Below are 15,799 nucleotides of genomic sequence, written 5' to 3'. Positions count from 1 at the left end.
CGCTTCAACCCGCGCTGCGGCGGCAAGCCTCCTCAGGCCCACACGACGTGGGTCAGTTCGACGTTGTCTCAGGACGAGACGTTCTTAGTCGAACTTCCTTCTCCAGCCAGCGCTTGTCGCCGATGGGCGGGCGCCTTTTGCTTTTCTTTTGTCTAGCTTCAGGCGCCTTGCGCTTTTCTTACGGAATAGGTGATAGAGATAGACAATTACACCTATCATGTTAAAATGGAAGGACGAGGGAACGGGAATAGAGCAGCAGGATTTTCGTCTGACTAGCGCGAATTATACTGAGTACAGCGCTTACGTTTTTCAAATTAAGGTGGTGTCAAGCAATGAAGCAATCCCTTCAAAAGTGGTTAGGTCTCGGGGAGCCGGAAGAAGACAATAGAAATGAGGACAAAGAGAAGGTACACGAGGAAATTACGTATCTATCCATCCATGACATTGTAGCAAACCCTTACCAACCACGTACGATCTTTCAAGAGGAAAAGATTGCAGAGCTTGCTCAATCCATTCGTACGCACGGACTTTTGCAACCAATCACTGTTCGGAAACGAAATGAGCAATACGAGATCATAGCCGGGGAGCGTCGTTGGAGAGCGGCACAGAGCTTGGGAATGACAGAAATCCCGGCAATCATTAAAGACTTTAACGATACAGAGACGGCTTCTCTCGCTTTAATCGAAAATTTACAGAGAGAAGAACTGACAGCGATCGAAGAAGCAGCCGCGTTTGCGAAGTTGATTGAATTACATGGGCTCACACAGGAGAGTTTGGCTCAGCGTTTAGGCAAAGGCCAATCAACCGTCGCAAACAAACTGAGACTTTTGCAATTGACAGAGGAAGCACAACAAGCGTTAAAAAATAGATCGATTACGGAGCGTCACGCACGGGCCCTGCTTTCTGTGAAAGAGACGGAGAAGCAAAATGAAATTCTTCAACAGATCATGTCCAAAGAGTTAAATGTCAAGCAAACAGAAGAATTGATTAAAGAAGCATATGCGGAAAAAAAACCAGCGAAGAAAAAGCCTACCCGTAAGCATTATTCGAGAGACACACGTCTTGCCATGAATACGATTCGGCAATCATTAGATATGATTTCAAAAAGCGGGATGAACATCAAAGCGGAAGAAGAAGACCATGACGATTTTTACCAGTTCACCATCCGAATACCTAAGAAAAAATAAGACTGTCTTAGAGGAAGTAATCCTCAGAGACAGTCTTATTTTGTGGTTCTGTAAAATTTGTTGGGGTTATTAAACATTTTGCTCTAGGGGTTGGATGACTCGACAGGCTCGCTTGCACCACAGGGACAAGAGCAGTTCAAGCTACACTACGCTTGCTTTCGCCCTGTGTATAATGAAAAGTCAGCACTTCCTGTACAAATCAAGGCGTTTCCGCATCGCTGGATCATCCAGTTTGTCTCATCCAATGGCGGTGCTGACCAATAGCTTGGATAAATTCATTCGTAAATGCCGTGAAGTCATCCGCTTTTCGAACGGTAACAACTCCTAAGTCAGAGAATACTTGATTGGTTGATTCAGGGTCCGCTATTAAAGTCCCTTGTACATCAGAGGACATTAGGAGATCTGCCCCTTCATCAAATGCTCCGATAGGTTTTGCATGTTTAAAGGTATCATTAAGAAAAGTGAAGGTGTCTTTATGCATGGACAAGTTATTTAAGCATTGCTGTCCACCTGGGATCACTAAGGCGTCATACATGACAGAGCCAGCAGTAGTATAACTTTTCATTGCTTCTAGCTGCTGTCCTTCCTCACTTGTCACCATCCCTAATTGATGACTGATGAGCTCAACTTGTAGACCTGCTCCCTGCAAACTTGTGAGAGCTTGCATCAGTGGTTCAAAGGAGAAACCGCCTTCGAGAAGCATAGCTACTTTTCTCGTGCGTGCTTCTTTGATTGTATTTTCCTGACTAACGGCAGGTGATGAAGCAGTTATTCCTGTTCCTCCTGGTTGGGACGGCGGGTTCGCCCCAACTCCTTGAGCTATTTGAGCGGCGAGTCCTCCGTCAACATGATTAAACATATCGACGACCCGTTGTCTGATTTGTTTGTCCTTTACTTTCCCCACTTCAAAGTGGAAGGCATCGATAATATGTTGCTTTTCAGCAGCGGACATGCTGTTCCAGAATAAGGTAGCTTGACGGTAATGGTCATTGAAACTACTGCTACGTTGTCTAATTTTATAGCCTTCCACTTTTTCTTGATAATGGACGTAGCCATTTTCTGCATCAGTGGCTGGTTCTGGAGCATTTTGGCGCAGAGAGTTTGCAGAGTAACTCACCTTTCCTTTATCAATACTCATTTGATGAAATCCGTCTCTTTGGTTATTGTGTACTGGCGCGGTCGGTCGATTAATCGGTATTTCATGAAAGTTAGGACCGCCAAGACGGAGAAGTTGTGTATCTTGGTATGAAAACAGTCGTCCTTGTAAAAGCGGATCGTTGCTAAAATCAATTCCCGGAACTACATTCCCAGGGTGGAAGGCTGCCTGTTCTGTTTCAGCGAAAAAGTTGTTCTGATTACGGTTTAATGTCATTTTTCCAACCAGTTGCACAGGGACCTGTTCTTCTGGCCAAAACTTAGTAGGATCCAATATATCAAAATCAAAGTTAAATTCTTGTTCTTCTTCAATCACTTGCACACCAAGCTCAAACTCCGGAAAGTCCCCGTTATTTATCGCATCCCAAATGTCCCGGCGGTGGAAGTCCGGGTCTTTCCCTGCGATTTTTTGTGCTTCGTCCCACACGAGAGAATGGACCCCGAGCTTTGGTTTCCAATGAAATTTCACGAAATGGCCTTTCCCTTCTTCATTGATGAAACGGAATGTGTTTACTCCAAACCCTTCCATCATACGAAAGCTTCTCGGAATGGCCCGGTCAGACATCAACCACATGATCATATGGGCCGTTTCTGTGTGATTCACTACAAAATCCCAAAACGTATCATGGGCAGCGGTGGCCTGTGGAATTTCATTATCTGGCTCAGGTTTAATAGCGTGAACCACATCGGGAAACTTGATAGCATCTTGAATAAAAAATATGGGGATGTTGTTAGCAACCAAATCATAATTACCGTCTTCCGTATAAAACTTTGTTGCAAAGCCACGGACATCTCGTACAGTATCCGCTGACCCTCTTGAACCAACTACAGTTGAAAAGCGCACGAATACGGGAGTCTTTACTGAAGGGTCTTGTAAAAACTTGGCTTTTGTCCATTTCGTCAAGGGCTTATAGACTTGAAATTCTCCATGCACACCAAAACCGCGGGCGTGAACCACTCGTTCGGGAATTCGTTCGTGGTCAAAATGAGTCATTTTTTCACGGAAATGAAAATCCTCCATTAATGTCGGACCTCTTTCACCCGTTTTGAGGGAGTTGTCTGTGTCATTCACGCGTACTCCCTGATTCGTAGTTAATTTCGTATTTTTATGTTCGACTCGATAATCCTCTAATTGACTATCTTTTTCATTTTTAGATTGGTTGTCCATAAGCCGCCTCCTATCCTCCTGATAAATTGCTATTCCTTTTTAGTTTTTCAGCAGGAATCCTATTTATACACACGAAATTGTATTATTAGGCAAAGATAGTGAAGGAATGACAGGAACAGGCAAGGATCAGTTAAGAAGGAAAGAAATTGGGAAAGCTTTGTAAAAAGTTTTGAAAAACATGATAGAATGATAGAAAGTTTAGATAGCGAGCGAAGAAAGTAGGTGTTTCGATGGCAAAAGTGATTGCTGTCGCTAACCAAAAAGGTGGAGTTGGCAAAACGACCACAGCCGTTAATTTAAGTGCTGGATTAGCATACATAGGGAAGAAAGTATTGCTGGTCGATATGGACCCTCAAGGGAATGCTACGAGCGGCGTCGGCATTGAAAAAGGTGATGTCGATGAATGTGTCTATAACCTATTAGTAGAAGACGGAGATCCTAACGAAATAATCAAGCCTTCGAGCACAGAGAATTTAGATGCAATACCGTCAACGATACAACTATCCGGGGCAGAAATAGAGTTAGTCCCAACCATTTCCAGGGAAATACGTTTAAAAAAAGCCTTGTCAGAAGTGGAAGAAAACTATGATTTCATTATCATCGACTGTCCGCCTTCTCTGGGCCTATTAACTATAAATGCATTGACAGCCTCTCATTCTGTTTTGATTCCTGTACAATGTGAGTACTATGCGTTGGAAGGGCTGAGTCAATTACTAAACACTGTAAGACTTGTCCAAAAACATTTAAATACCGAGTTGGCAATCGAAGGTGTGTTGCTTACCATGCTAGATGCCCGCACGAACCTTGGTATCCAAGTTATTGAAGAAGTCAAAAAATATTTTCGAGAGAAAGTGTTTGAGACTATTATTCCAAGGAATGTTCGTTTAGGTGAGGCACCGAGTCACGGTCTGCCTATTATTTCATATGACGCGAAGTCCAGAGGAGCCGAGGTGTATTCAGACTTAGCAAAGGAAGTGGTGAGCCATGGCTAGAGGACTAGGCAGAGGATTGAATGCTTTGTTTCCAGATGAGCCTAAAAACCAGGATGCAACGGTGGAAGAGATAAAATTAAAAGAGTTACGTCCCAATCCTTATCAACCTCGAAAAACCTTTCAAGATGAAAAAATTACGGAATTAAAAGAATCCATTAAAGAAAATGGAATACTCCAGCCGCTTATCGTACGAAAAAGTATTAAAGGATATGAAATAGTCGCTGGAGAACGAAGGTTTAGAGCTGCCAAAGAGGCTGGTCTTAAAACCGTACCCGCCATTGTCAAAGACTTGACAGATGAAAAAATGATGGAAGTCGCTCTCATTGAAAATTTGCAAAGAGAGAATCTTAACCCTTTAGAAGAAGCGAGAGCTTATGAAAAACTCATGACATACTTGGGAGTGACTCAAGAAGAATTATCTAAGCGATTAGGGAAAAGTCGTCCTCATATAGCCAATCATCTTCGACTGCTACAGCTTCCAGACGAAGTACAAGAAAAGATTGCAGCCAATGAAATATCGATGGGGCACGGACGTACAATCATGGGATTAAAAGATAAAGAGAATGCTCTATTTGTTACGGAAAAAATACTGAAAGAAGCGTTAAATGTCCGACAAACAGAGGAATTGGTACAGCGCTTAAATAATAACGTTCCACGTGAAACAAAATCGAAAAATAAAGGAGAGCCTTCTCCGTTTTTGCGTACAAAAGAAGAAGACTTACGTACGTACTTTGGAACCTCTGTGTCTATCAAAAAAGGAAAGCGGAAAGGGAAAATTGAAATAGAATTTATGACAGATGAAGATTTAGAAAGAATACTAGAATTGCTGGAAAAAAAGAATCAGAATGATCTAACGTAGGGACAGGCCTACTGCCTTCATGGATTGCAAAACGCCTGAGTTCATCTTTGAAAGAAGGAACGTCAGGCGCTTGCAGTTTTTTATTTTGAGGAAAAACCTTCGTTTTGTATGTCGTCTTGTAAGGAGAAAGCAGTCTCTGATTTAGAAAATCCATGGGAACGGTATTTTGATTCAACGTCCTGTTGGAATGATAAGGAGACTTGACGGTTTTTCATTTTTTTATCCGCTAATAAAAATCCTTCAGAAACACATTCTGCCATCGTCATTACGGTGTGAAGACGAGTATTCTGGAGAACAAAATACTCCATCAATCCACTTACGTTTACAATTCCAGTAATATGCATATCACCGACATTTGGGAGCTTCTTCTTCATCGCAGCCCCCGGAACGACTGGCCCCTCTGAAAAAGTAATCTTTCCGATGTTCTTTAATCTGCCAAGACAAGCATCGATAGCTATGATGAATGGATCCTTGTGCAGATGTAAGATCGTTTCTAATTTTTCATCCAGGTTAACGGCATGAACGGGATCTGCTAAAGTTCCGTACACATAAAAATTACTAAGTTTTTCCTTTTTTAAAGCAGAGCCAATTAAAGGACCGAGTGAATCTCCAGTGGAACGGTCAGTCCCAATACAAATGATGACGAGGTCACGGTCAATAGGAACTTCTTCTGCTTTTCTTTTTAGTTGTTCGGAAAGCTGTGTGGAAGCATGGTCGTACTCCGAATGCACTTGAAACGAGAAAGTCGATGGATTGGAGAATGATTTTTTTCCAAGCATATTGGTCTCTCCTTACTCATATTAGTCCCAGTATAGGAACCTTGTTTAATTTCTATACGTTTGACTCTGAATTGATGAGCAGAAACAGAGGGAGAGAGCGATGATCGTAGATGGACTAAAATGGATGTTTCTCATTATTGGTACAACGATTGGTGCAGGATATGCTTCTGGCCAGGAAATATGGCAGTTTTTTGGCTATGAAAGTGGACTGGCTATTGTCATTTTTACGTTTTTGTTTGTGTCCAGCTGCCATGTGGTGCTCACTATCAGTTACCGTCATCAAACAGATGATTATGCAGAAGTTCTCCAAGAATTAATGGGTCCTCGTTTGTCTAAAGGGTATGATTTGATCATTGTGTTTTATTTATTTACAACGACAGGGGTGATGATTGCAGGCGGTGGAGCAGCACTTGAATATTTTCAAATCCCTTTTAATGCAGGGATTTTGTTCATGTGCGGGTTGCTCTTAATCACCGCAATAAAGGGAATTCAAGGCCTGACAAGCATCAACGGTATTCTTATTCCTATTTTGATTGTCAGCTTAGCTGTTGTTCTTCTCACTTTTTACATGGCGAATGTGGAAGAGGGCTATTCCATTTGGACGACACAACAGCGTAATTGGCCGTCTGCTTTCACCTTTACGTCGCTCAATGTATTGCCGCTCATCGCTGTTCTGTCCGCCGTGGGTAAAAAAATAAAACATCAAGGTGAGATTTGGGTAGCGAGTATAGGAAGCGGACTGGTTTTAGGATCCGTTTCCTTTTTATACAATGAATCTTTGCTTGCTGCCGCAGAAGATATCATGCTTTATGAAATACCACTGTTTGCGCTCTTGGAAACGTATCCGAGCTATACGACCGCATTTATGGCAATTCTCTTATGGTCTGCCGTTTTTACAACTGCTGCTTCTGGGTTATTTGGATTAACGAGTCGGCTTCAATCAGCCTTTTCTCTCCCTGCATGGGCGCTGGCCATTTTCTTACTGTGTATGATGCTGCCGATGACTCAGTTTGGATTTTCCAGTCTTATAGGTGTTCTATACCCGATATACGGTATTTTAAATTTATATTTGCTCATTATTATTCTGATCCACCCGTTTTACTTTAAAAAAGTGTAAGCTTTTGCGTGAAAGGCACAGGATTGGTATATTAAAGGTATGATGGCAGATATAGAATTGAGGTGTCGGGAATGGCTGAAAACCTTTTTTCATTAAATGACATTGTAGAAATGAAAAAACCTCATCCATGCGGAGAAAACCGTTGGAAAATCATCAGATTAGGAGCTGACATCCGGATTAAATGCCAGGGATGCGGTCATAGTGTCATGCTGCCGCGACGGGAATTCTCTAAGAAAGTAAAAAAAGTCATTGAACATGCAGAAGAGACATGAACATTTTTCCGCCAAATAGGAGAAGAGACCGGGCAGACGAATATCCGGTCTTTTTTTAATTCTCCGTACGAATGATTCTTACCTGCTTGTATTATCAATAGGTTCTTTTTATAATGGAGTGATGGTGACAGGAATAATATAAGGAAGTGACAGAGATGGCTTTAACTACGGGGATCGTAGGTCTGCCTAACGTGGGAAAGTCCACATTATTTAATGCTATTACACAAGCAGGAGCAGAATCTGCGAATTATCCATTTTGTACGATTGATCCGAATGTTGGTATTGTAGAAGTACCTGATGGACGTTTACAGAAATTAACAGAGCTAGTGAAACCAAAGAAGACAGTACCTACTGCCTTTGAGTTCACAGATATAGCCGGTATTGTAGAAGGCGCAAGCAAAGGCGAAGGTTTAGGGAACCAATTTTTGTCCCATATTCGTCAAGTAGATGCTATTTCTCATGTTGTCCGCTGTTTTGATGATGGAGAGATTACTCACGTATCAGGGAGTGTCGATCCGATTAGGGATATTCAAGTGATTAATCTTGAACTCATATTAGCGGATTTAGAGACGGTGGAAAAACGTGCTTCCAAAGTAGCTAAGCTTGCTAAGTCAAAGGACAAGGACGCCATAGCAGAACATGAGGTTTTACAGAAACTGATCTCTGCTTTCGAAAATGAAGAACCGGCTCGCAGTGTAGATTTAACGGAAGACGAACGAAAAATTGTTCGCGGTTTCCAACTGTTAACGATGAAGCCTGTCTTATATGCAGCGAACGTAAGTGAAGAAGATCTACTTAGCGATGAAGACAATGACTTTGTGAAGGCGGTAAAAGACCATGCGGCTTCCGAAGGGTCAGAGGTCATTACGGTTTGTGCTAAAATTGAGTCTGAAATTGCTGAGTTAGAAGGGGAAGAAAGACAGGAATTTCTTGAAGAGCTTGGTATTCAGGAAGCCGGCTTGGATCAGCTCATTCGAGCAGCGTATCGCCTGCTAGGCCTTGAAACCTATTTTACTGCAGGAGAACAGGAAGTAAGAGCCTGGACAATTAAAAGTGGAACCAAAGCACCTCAAGCTGCCGGAGTCATTCATACGGACTTTGAGAGAGGTTTTATACGTGCAGAAGTGGTCAGCTATGTTGATCTGATGAATGCAGGATCGATGACAGCGGCAAAAGAAGCCGGGAAAGTAAGGTTGGAAGGGAAAGAATATGTCGTCAAGGACGGCGATGTCATCCACTTCCGCTTTAACGTATAGAAGAGTCAGAGAAGAAAAGAGAAATGCCGGATCATTCCTGGAAGGGAAAGGCATTTCTTTTTTTGTGGCATGAGAAACGGTACGTTTATGAAGTATAGTCCAGCTCTAGGCGCCATCGGCTTGAGTCGCTTCAACCCGCTCTGCGGCGGCAAAGCCACCTTAGGCCCACACGACGTGGGTCAGTTCGACGTTATCACAGGAACTTCCGCAGGAGGCGGTGGCTTCTACGTTGCCCACACGATGTGGGCGGTCTTAGTAGAAGTTCCTTTTTCTTTAGTCGAACTTCCTTCTCCAGCGCTTGTCGCCGATAGACAGGCGCCTGTCGCTTTTCTTATTGTATATTGATTTCATTTCTGCTATACTCTTACGGTGTGAGTAAAATGAAAGAATGAAATTTTGCTCCTTGCTCTTTTCAAGAAAAAGAGCCGTTAAGTCCAAAAGGAGGTGACGCATATGCGTAACTATGAAATTATCTACATTCTCGCTCCTACTGTTGAAGAAAGTGCAGTAAAAGAAACAATTGAGCGTTACAACAACGTTCTAACAAACAACGGAGCAGAAATTGAGAAGGTCGATGAAATGGGGAAACGTCGTCTCGCTTATGAAATCAATGATTTCAAAGACGGGTATTATGTACTCATTTACACAAAAGCTGATCCAGAAGCGACAAAAGAATTCGACCGCCTGATAAAAATAGATGATAACGTTATTCGCCATCTAGTCGTTAACGAAGATGAATAAGAATTGAGGGAGGGGTTCCGATGATAAATCGGGTAGTGCTTGTCGGCCGTCTGACCCGCGACCCGGAACTTAGATATACACCAAACGGGGTAGCAGTAGCTAATTTCGGGATTGCTGTCAACCGTCCGTTTACAAATCAGCAAGGTGAGCGTGAGGCTGATTTCTTTAACTGTGTCGTGTGGAGGAAGCAGGCTGAAAATGTAGCGAACTATCTTAAAAAAGGTAGCCTCGCAGGTATTGACGGCCGCATTCAAAGCCGCAGTTATGAAAACCAGGAGGGACGCCGTGTAAACGTAGTCGAAGTTCAAGCGGAAAGCGTTCAGTTTTTGGAACCTCGTAATGCTTCATCTGGAAGCGGTGGTCCTCGGAATGATTATGAGAGCTTCGCCGGTGGTGGAAATAGAAACTTTGGCTCTGGACAAGACCAGAATAGAAATTCCACGAACTTGAATGAAGATCCTTTTTCTGACGATGGTCAGCCGGTTGATATTTCGGATGATGATTTACCGTTCTAGGAACTCCTATGACCCTCACTATAGAATAATTTCTGAAGAAAGTAGGTGAAAACATGGCACGTCGCAGAGGAAAGCGTAGAAAAGTGTGCTATTTCACGGTCAATAAAATTGAAAAAATTGACTATAAAGATGTAGATCTTTTGAAGAAATTCATTTCAGAGCGTGGTAAAATTTTGCCTCGTCGTGTGACTGGTACTTCCGCTAAGTATCAGCGCCAATTAACGAAAGCTATTAAGCGTGCTCGTCACATTGCTTTGCTTCCGTATACAAAAGAGCAATAAGATGAAATGCATTGCCTCCCGGCCGTCTTCCGGGAGGTATTTTTTTGTGGTAAGGAATAAATTGGATAGAAGCTTTTTCTTTTTTTAGGTTTGAGGAGGCAAAAGCCAGGGGTATTACATAGACTAAGAACGAACCACATAAACCATTAACTTCTTCTAGTTCAAAGGATGGCATCAGTCAGTGACCGGCACGTACATTCCATTCAGACAAAACTATCAAGAATTCGAAGGAGGAAGAATGCGATGCATGTAGAAGAGTATATTACACGAATAAATGAACAATTGGAAACATTGAAAGAAATGAGTGCAGGAGAAGTAGAGAAGGAAGAGCTTGACTCCCAATATTTCACTTTTGAATGGCCGGACGCAGAATAAATAAACATATGATGCAGGGATAGAAGAGAAAATAAACAGTAAAAATATAATAATGGTTTCCAACCCGGATCGTTGTCCTTTATTTCCAGGTCAGTGGTCCGGGTTCGTCTTTCTTTTTTAGGTAGAATGAATTAAAATGAACAGATGGATAATTGATAAAGAAATGGATGAGGTGAAGCTTGTGCAGCCTGCTAAAAGGTTAACGGAAGGAGCTCTTTTAAGCGGTTTATTTATCGTTATGCTTTTTCTCGCTCTTTTCGTGCCCTTTGTTATGACCATTGTATTGTGGTTTTTACCTCTTCCTTTTATCGTCTACACTGCTCGTCATGGATGGAGAGCCGGTTTGTTAATGATGGTCGTTACAGTGTTACTTTCTTTTTTTATAGGGGGAATTATCGGGTTTCCGAATGCATTATTGGCTGGATCCGGCGGAGTGACGGCAGGGGCTTTAATTAGACGGAAGAAGGAAGCTTTTTTTGTTACTGCCGCTAGCAGTTTAGCATACATAGGTGTTCTTATTTTGCTATATGCGGCAACGATTCTTATAATAAATATTGATCCTCTTGCAGCTCTTCAAGATGTCATGAGACAGTCGGTCGAACAAGCGGAGTCCATGTTAGGAGCTATGGGTCAGGAAGGGTCCCAGGATCTGGAAACGTTTCAAAACATGATTGAACAGATTGGATATTTGGGTCCTCTCCTGATCGTGGCCACCGGGATTATTTATGCAGTGATCTCACAGATGATTGCTCACGTGGTGATGCGTCGTTTAGGAATGAAATATCTTCCTTTCCCCGCATTTCGAAACTGGAATTTCCCAAGAGCTTTGCTGTGGTATTATTTAGTGACATCCGTTATTTTTTTAATTGGAGTGGAAGAAGGGACTGCCTTATACATCGTTATTTGGAATCTCATGCCATTATTGGAGACAATTATGGCCTTACAAGGTTTCACTGTCATGTTCTATTATGCATATGTGAAAGGCCTTCCTAAAGCTCTGCCTATTGTTTTATTAGTGGCGGGATTAATCTTGCCAATCGTTCTACTTCTCGCCCGAATCTTAGGTATAATTGACTTAGGATTTCAATTGAAAAAACGCATGGAATCTTCTAATTAGTAGGGGTTGACGCTATGCCTAGGTTTTTGTTAAGACGGTGGCACGGTTATCATGTGATCGCCCTGTTTGTACTGTCCATCATTTTTATTGGTATTCTCTCTCTTTATCAGTGGCAGGCAGGGGCGCTTGGATTTCTGCTGCTACTCTCTATTGCCGTGTATACCTTGTTTGCTAAAAAATCATTTGATCGTGATTTTGAAAAATATATTAGGACGTTAACCCATCGAGTCAATAAAGCGGGCGAAGAGGCTGTGACAGAACTACCGATTGGGATTGTTCTATTTAATGAAGACTATGAGATTCAATGGGCCAACCCGTATATGACAAGCTATCTTCCCGATGAATTTCTTGGTGAATCCATAAAAGTGATCTCAGAAGACTTGACCTCTTCCGTGAAAAAAGGGGACGAGACGACCGAAATCACTTTAGAAAACCGCCACTATTACGTATATATCAGACAGGAAGAGCGGCTCTTTTATCTCTTTGACATGACAGACACAGCGAATACGCGAGCTATGTATCTCAATGAACGTACGGTCGTTGGGATTATTGACCTCGATAATTATGATGAATTGACACAAGGAATGGAAGATCAAGTTCGAAGTAAGTTAATGAGTCATATTACCTCATTGTTGAACAGTTGGGCCAGCGAATATCAAATTTTGCTTAGAAGTATTTCTTCCGACCGTTTTATCGCAATCATGAACAAAAAAGCGTTGCGTGAGTTAGAGAAAACCAGATTTGAAATTCTCGACGAAGTTCGGGAAGTCACAGGAAAAGAGAAAGTTCCTATTACATTAAGTGTCGGCATCGGAAGTGGCGACTCCTCTTTAAAAGAGCTCGGTAATCTGGCGCAATCCAGTTTAGATTTGGCGTTAGGCCGTGGTGGTGATCAAGTAGCTATAAAGGAAACAAACGGAAAGGTACGTTTTTACGGAGGAAAGTCAAACGCTATGGAGAAACGAACGAGAGTCCGCGCTCGTGTTATCTCTCATGCGTTACGAGACTTTGTTCTTGAAAGCGATCAAGTGATCATCATGGGTCATAAAAATCCAGATATGGACGCGATAGGGGCTGCTATTGGTGTCTTAAAGATTGCCGAAGTTAATGAAAAGGATGCGTATGTCGTGGTGGATCCCGATGAGATTAACCCTGATGTGCAAAAACTGATGGAAGAAATAAGTAAGCATGAGCACCTATGGACTCAGTTTATTACTCCGGATGAAGCACTAGACGAGTTGAGCCGCCACACGCTTCTAGTGGTGGTTGATACACACAAACCATCCTTAGTGATTGAGCCTCGATTAGTAGATGCGATTGAGCGGGTGGTTGTGCTTGATCATCACCGTAGAAGTGAAGAATTTATTAAGGATCCAGTGCTTGTGTACATGGAACCTTATGCTTCTTCCACAGCAGAGCTAGTAACCGAATTGCTGGAGTATCAACCGAAAAAGCTGGAAATGGATGTCCTTGAGGCGACAGCCATGTTAGCTGGTATCATGGTAGATACAAAAAGCTTTGCGATTCGAACAGGTTCACGTACGTTTGATGCTGCTTCCTTTTTAAAATCTCACGGAGCAGATACGACACTTGTACAAATGCTCTTAAAAGAGGATATTGACACCTATGTCAGACGTTCCCGTTTAATTGAAAGTGCATCGATATACAGAGATGGTCTTGCGATTGCTGTGGGATCACCGGATGAGACGCTAGACCAGATTTTAATTGCTCAAGCCGCAGATATATTGCTGACAATGAATGACGTAAAAGGCTCCTTTGTTATTTCAAAACGCCGTGATGGGGTGATGAGCATTAGTGCCCGCTCGCTAGGCGAGGTAAACGTGCAATTAATTATGGAAGCGCTGGGGGGAGGCGGACACTTGACGAACGCAGCCACCCAGTTGGATACGGATTCCATCGAGGATGCAGAAGAACAGCTGAAAAATGCGATTGATCAATACTTGGAGGGAGGAACAGAAGAATGAAAGTAATCTTTCAACAAGACGTAAAAGGAAAAGGGAAAAAAGGGGAAGTGAAAGACGTATCGGAAGGATATGCACGAAACTATCTTCTCCCTAACAAACTTGCAGTGGAAGCAAGCAAAGGCAATATAAAAAACTTAAAGGCAAAGAAAGCAAGTGAAGATAAGAAAGCTCAGGAGCGGTTGGAAGAGGCAAAAGCCTTCAAAAAGCAGCTTGAAGAGACAACAGTTAAGGTGACAGCGAAAGCAGGAGAAGGCGGTCGTTTATTTGGGGCAGTCTCCACAAAACAAATCGCTGAAACGCTTAAAAAGATGGATATGAAAGTAGATAAACGAAAAATCGAACTAGACGAGCCAATTCGTACGCTCGGAGTTACGAAAGTACCAATCAAAATTCACCCGGAAGTTACCGCAACTGTAGACATTCATGTCGTCGAGCAATAATGTTGCGTTTGATTTACGTAGAAAGGCAGGAAGCCGGAAATGAGCGATGTATATACAGACCGTAAGCCACCACAGAACATGGAAGCCGAGCAAGCGGTTATCGGAGCTGTTTTTCTGGAAGGGGAAGCACTTGTCACAGCTTCAGAGAGTTTAACACCGGAAGATTTTTATCGTGTGGCCCACCAGAGAATATTTCGCGTCATGCTGGAAATTGGGGAAAAAGGAGATCCTGTCGACCTTGTCACCGTTACGTCAGCCCTGCAAGATTACAATTGGCTGGAGGAAGTCGGCGGGTTATCTTATCTAACTGACTTGGCTAATTCTGTACCGACAGCAGCCAATGTTGGTTATTACAGCAAAATTGTGCAAGAGAAATCATTGCTGCGCCGATTGATTCAAACAGCGACAGACATTGTTTCCGATGGGTATGAAAGTGAAGACGACGTAGAAGAAGTATTAGATCACGCGGAGCGTTCGATTTTAGAAGTAGCTCATCAACGAAGCTCAGGAGCATTCGTTTCCATAAAAGATGTGTTAATTGAAACATATGATAACATCGAAATGCTTCAGAACCGCGAGAATGATATTACTGGTATTTCAAGCGGTTATGTAGAGCTAGATCGAATGACAGCAGGTTTTCAACGAAGTGACTTAATCATTGTGGCAGCACGTCCTTCTATGGGGAAAACGGCTTTTGCCTTGAACATTGCTCAAAACGCAGCTACAAAGAGCGGAGAAAATGTTGCGATTTTTAGTTTGGAAATGGGCGCCTCTCAATTGGTACAACGTATGCTTTGTGCAGAAGGGAACATAGACGCCACGAAAATGAGAACAGGTGCTTTAGAGGAAGAAGACTGGCAAAAGTTAACTTTAGCGATGGGAAGCCTGTCGTCTGCTGGCATTTATATTGATGATTCTCCAGGAATTCGTGTGAACGATATCCGTGCTAAGTGCCGCCGTTTAAAGCAAGAGAGAGGCATTGGCATGATTGTTATTGATTATTTACAGCTAATTATGGGTTCATCGAAAAGCGGAGAGAGCCGGCAACAAGAAGTGTCGGAGATTTCGAGAAGTTTAAAAGCGCTCGCACGGGAACTTGAGGTACCTGTGATCGCGTTGTCTCAGCTATCCCGCGGAGTGGAATCAAGGCAGGATAAACGACCAATGATGTCTGACTTGAGAGAATCAGGAAGTATTGAACAGGATGCGGACATCGTCTCTTTCTTGTACAGAGAAGACTATTATGACCAAGAAGCAGAGAATAAAAATATCATCGAAATTATTTTGGCAAAACAGCGTAACGGCCCAGTAGGAACCGTCGAGCTTGCGTTTATTAAAGAGTATAATAAGTTCGTAGATGTAGACAGACGACATGATGAAAGCCAAGCTCCACCTGGGGCGTAAGAAATAAAAAAAGCCTTAGTACTTGTTGCCGCTTGTACTAAGGCTTTTTATTACGAACGTATCTTCAAATGCCGCGTATATTGTTCGTGTTTTATTGACTTTTTTATGCTGAATTGGTACACTTTACGAGGGTTTATTCAAACAAAGAAAAGTACA

At 42.5% G+C, this 15,799-nt stretch carries 17 protein-coding genes; 15 read left to right on the top strand and 2 right to left on the bottom strand.

Features of this window, described 5'->3' with window-relative positions; translation table 11 throughout:
* Nucleotides 1-332: 332 nt before the first annotated feature.
* Nucleotides 333-1,187 (top strand): nucleoid occlusion protein, encoded by an 855-nt coding sequence (noc, locus tag BM095_RS07570; RefSeq protein ID WP_091659654.1) that lies wholly within the window; start codon nucleotides 333-335, stop codon nucleotides 1,185-1,187.
* Nucleotides 1,188-1,410: 223 nt separating this feature from the next.
* On the opposite strand, the gene BM095_RS07565 is transcribed toward noc, so the two are convergent.
* A complete protein-coding gene (locus BM095_RS07565) occupies nucleotides 1,411-3,510 on the bottom strand; it encodes a catalase (RefSeq protein ID WP_177194747.1) in 2,100 nt (699 codons plus the stop codon).
* A 230-nt stretch (nucleotides 3,511-3,740) separates the two neighbouring features.
* On the opposite strand from BM095_RS07565, the gene BM095_RS07560 reads away from it, so the two are divergent.
* Nucleotides 3,741-4,502: a ParA family protein gene (locus BM095_RS07560; protein ID WP_091659649.1), complete on the top strand. Its 762-nt coding sequence runs from the start codon at nucleotides 3,741-3,743 to the stop codon at nucleotides 4,500-4,502.
* A complete protein-coding gene (locus tag BM095_RS07555) occupies nucleotides 4,495-5,361 on the top strand; it encodes a ParB/RepB/Spo0J family partition protein (RefSeq protein ID WP_091659646.1) in 867 nt (288 codons plus the stop codon). Before BM095_RS07560 ends, BM095_RS07555 begins: the two co-directional genes overlap by 8 nt.
* A gap of 80 nt (nucleotides 5,362-5,441) precedes the next feature.
* Here BM095_RS07555 and yyaC read toward each other — a convergent pair whose 3' ends face one another.
* Nucleotides 5,442-6,140 carry a spore protease YyaC gene (gene yyaC, locus BM095_RS07550; protein WP_091659643.1) on the bottom strand — a complete coding sequence of 233 codons (699 nt, stop codon included), beginning with the start codon at nucleotides 6,138-6,140 and terminating at the stop codon, nucleotides 5,442-5,444.
* A gap of 100 nt (nucleotides 6,141-6,240) precedes the next feature.
* Between yyaC and BM095_RS07545 the strand changes: the two genes are divergently transcribed.
* The 12 genes from BM095_RS07545 to dnaB all read left to right on the top strand — a co-directional run bounded on the left by BM095_RS07545 (nucleotide 6,241) and on the right by dnaB (nucleotide 15,643).
* Nucleotides 6,241-7,257 carry a YkvI family membrane protein gene (locus BM095_RS07545; RefSeq protein ID WP_091659641.1) on the top strand — a complete coding sequence of 339 codons (1,017 nt, stop codon included), beginning with the start codon at nucleotides 6,241-6,243 and terminating at the stop codon, nucleotides 7,255-7,257.
* A 71-nt stretch (nucleotides 7,258-7,328) separates the two neighbouring features.
* On the top strand, nucleotides 7,329-7,529 hold the full coding sequence (locus tag BM095_RS07540) for a DUF951 domain-containing protein (protein ID WP_091659638.1): 201 nt from the start codon (nucleotides 7,329-7,331) through the stop codon (nucleotides 7,527-7,529).
* Nucleotides 7,530-7,684: 155 nt separating this feature from the next.
* Nucleotides 7,685-8,785 carry a redox-regulated ATPase YchF gene (ychF, locus tag BM095_RS07535; protein WP_091659635.1) on the top strand — a complete coding sequence of 367 codons (1,101 nt, stop codon included), beginning with the start codon at nucleotides 7,685-7,687 and terminating at the stop codon, nucleotides 8,783-8,785.
* Between the two features lie 87 nt (nucleotides 8,786-8,872).
* Nucleotides 8,873-9,130 (top strand): hypothetical protein, encoded by a 258-nt coding sequence (locus tag BM095_RS07530; protein WP_143083199.1) that lies wholly within the window; start codon nucleotides 8,873-8,875, stop codon nucleotides 9,128-9,130.
* Nucleotides 9,131-9,238: 108 nt separating this feature from the next.
* Nucleotides 9,239-9,526, top strand: coding sequence for a 30S ribosomal protein S6 (rpsF, locus tag BM095_RS07525; protein WP_091659629.1), 288 nt, complete (start codon nucleotides 9,239-9,241; stop codon nucleotides 9,524-9,526).
* A 20-nt stretch (nucleotides 9,527-9,546) separates the two neighbouring features.
* Entirely contained in the window at nucleotides 9,547-10,041 is a 495-nt protein-coding gene (gene ssb / locus BM095_RS07520; protein ID WP_091659627.1) for a single-stranded DNA-binding protein, read from the top strand.
* 53 nt (nucleotides 10,042-10,094) lie between these two features.
* A complete protein-coding gene (rpsR, locus tag BM095_RS07515; RefSeq protein WP_091659624.1) occupies nucleotides 10,095-10,322 on the top strand; it encodes a 30S ribosomal protein S18 in 228 nt (75 codons plus the stop codon).
* A 243-nt stretch (nucleotides 10,323-10,565) separates the two neighbouring features.
* Nucleotides 10,566-10,697: a hypothetical protein gene (locus BM095_RS16855; RefSeq protein ID WP_281243875.1), complete on the top strand. Its 132-nt coding sequence runs from the start codon at nucleotides 10,566-10,568 to the stop codon at nucleotides 10,695-10,697.
* Between the two features lie 136 nt (nucleotides 10,698-10,833).
* Nucleotides 10,834-11,814: a YybS family protein gene (locus BM095_RS07510; protein WP_091659622.1), complete on the top strand. Its 981-nt coding sequence runs from the start codon at nucleotides 10,834-10,836 to the stop codon at nucleotides 11,812-11,814.
* A gap of 14 nt (nucleotides 11,815-11,828) precedes the next feature.
* The gene (locus BM095_RS07505; RefSeq protein WP_091659619.1) at nucleotides 11,829-13,799 is read left to right on the top strand and encodes a DHH family phosphoesterase; all 1,971 of its coding nucleotides are present in this window, start codon (nucleotides 11,829-11,831) and stop codon (nucleotides 13,797-13,799) included.
* Nucleotides 13,796-14,239, top strand: coding sequence for a 50S ribosomal protein L9 (gene rplI, locus BM095_RS07500; RefSeq protein ID WP_091659615.1), 444 nt, complete (start codon nucleotides 13,796-13,798; stop codon nucleotides 14,237-14,239). The genes BM095_RS07505 and rplI overlap by 4 nt, the downstream gene beginning before the upstream one ends.
* Before the next feature lie 39 nt (nucleotides 14,240-14,278).
* On the top strand, nucleotides 14,279-15,643 hold the full coding sequence (gene dnaB, locus BM095_RS07495; protein WP_091659612.1) for a replicative DNA helicase: 1,365 nt from the start codon (nucleotides 14,279-14,281) through the stop codon (nucleotides 15,641-15,643).
* Nucleotides 15,644-15,799 lie beyond the last annotated feature (156 nt).

It is taken from the genome of Alteribacillus iranensis (genome assembly GCF_900113025.1).
GTDB classification, from domain to species: domain Bacteria; phylum Bacillota; class Bacilli; order Bacillales; family Marinococcaceae; genus Alteribacillus_A; species Alteribacillus_A iranensis.
Note: the sequence above shows the minus strand (reverse complement) of the source record. Positions and strands in the feature narration are given on the sequence as shown.

Coding starts and splice junctions, on each gene's coding strand:
- noc (WP_091659654.1), top strand. CDS start 333: ATGAAGCAATCCCTTCAAAAGTGGTTAGGTCTCGGGGAGCCGGAAGAA.
- BM095_RS07565 (WP_177194747.1), bottom strand. CDS start 3,510: ATGGACAACCAATCTAAAAATGAAAAAGATAGTCAATTAGAGGATTAT.
- BM095_RS07560 (WP_091659649.1), top strand. CDS start 3,741: ATGGCAAAAGTGATTGCTGTCGCTAACCAAAAAGGTGGAGTTGGCAAA.
- BM095_RS07555 (WP_091659646.1), top strand. CDS start 4,495: ATGGCTAGAGGACTAGGCAGAGGATTGAATGCTTTGTTTCCAGATGAG.
- yyaC (WP_091659643.1), bottom strand. CDS start 6,140: ATGCTTGGAAAAAAATCATTCTCCAATCCATCGACTTTCTCGTTTCAA.
- BM095_RS07545 (WP_091659641.1), top strand. CDS start 6,241: ATGATCGTAGATGGACTAAAATGGATGTTTCTCATTATTGGTACAACG.
- BM095_RS07540 (WP_091659638.1), top strand. CDS start 7,329: ATGGCTGAAAACCTTTTTTCATTAAATGACATTGTAGAAATGAAAAAA.
- ychF (WP_091659635.1), top strand. CDS start 7,685: ATGGCTTTAACTACGGGGATCGTAGGTCTGCCTAACGTGGGAAAGTCC.
- BM095_RS07530 (WP_143083199.1), top strand. CDS start 8,873: ATGAAGTATAGTCCAGCTCTAGGCGCCATCGGCTTGAGTCGCTTCAAC.
- rpsF (WP_091659629.1), top strand. CDS start 9,239: ATGCGTAACTATGAAATTATCTACATTCTCGCTCCTACTGTTGAAGAA.
- ssb (WP_091659627.1), top strand. CDS start 9,547: ATGATAAATCGGGTAGTGCTTGTCGGCCGTCTGACCCGCGACCCGGAA.
- rpsR (WP_091659624.1), top strand. CDS start 10,095: ATGGCACGTCGCAGAGGAAAGCGTAGAAAAGTGTGCTATTTCACGGTC.
- BM095_RS16855 (WP_281243875.1), top strand. CDS start 10,566: ATGCATGTAGAAGAGTATATTACACGAATAAATGAACAATTGGAAACA.
- BM095_RS07510 (WP_091659622.1), top strand. CDS start 10,834: ATGAACAGATGGATAATTGATAAAGAAATGGATGAGGTGAAGCTTGTG.
- BM095_RS07505 (WP_091659619.1), top strand. CDS start 11,829: ATGCCTAGGTTTTTGTTAAGACGGTGGCACGGTTATCATGTGATCGCC.
- rplI (WP_091659615.1), top strand. CDS start 13,796: ATGAAAGTAATCTTTCAACAAGACGTAAAAGGAAAAGGGAAAAAAGGG.
- dnaB (WP_091659612.1), top strand. CDS start 14,279: ATGAGCGATGTATATACAGACCGTAAGCCACCACAGAACATGGAAGCC.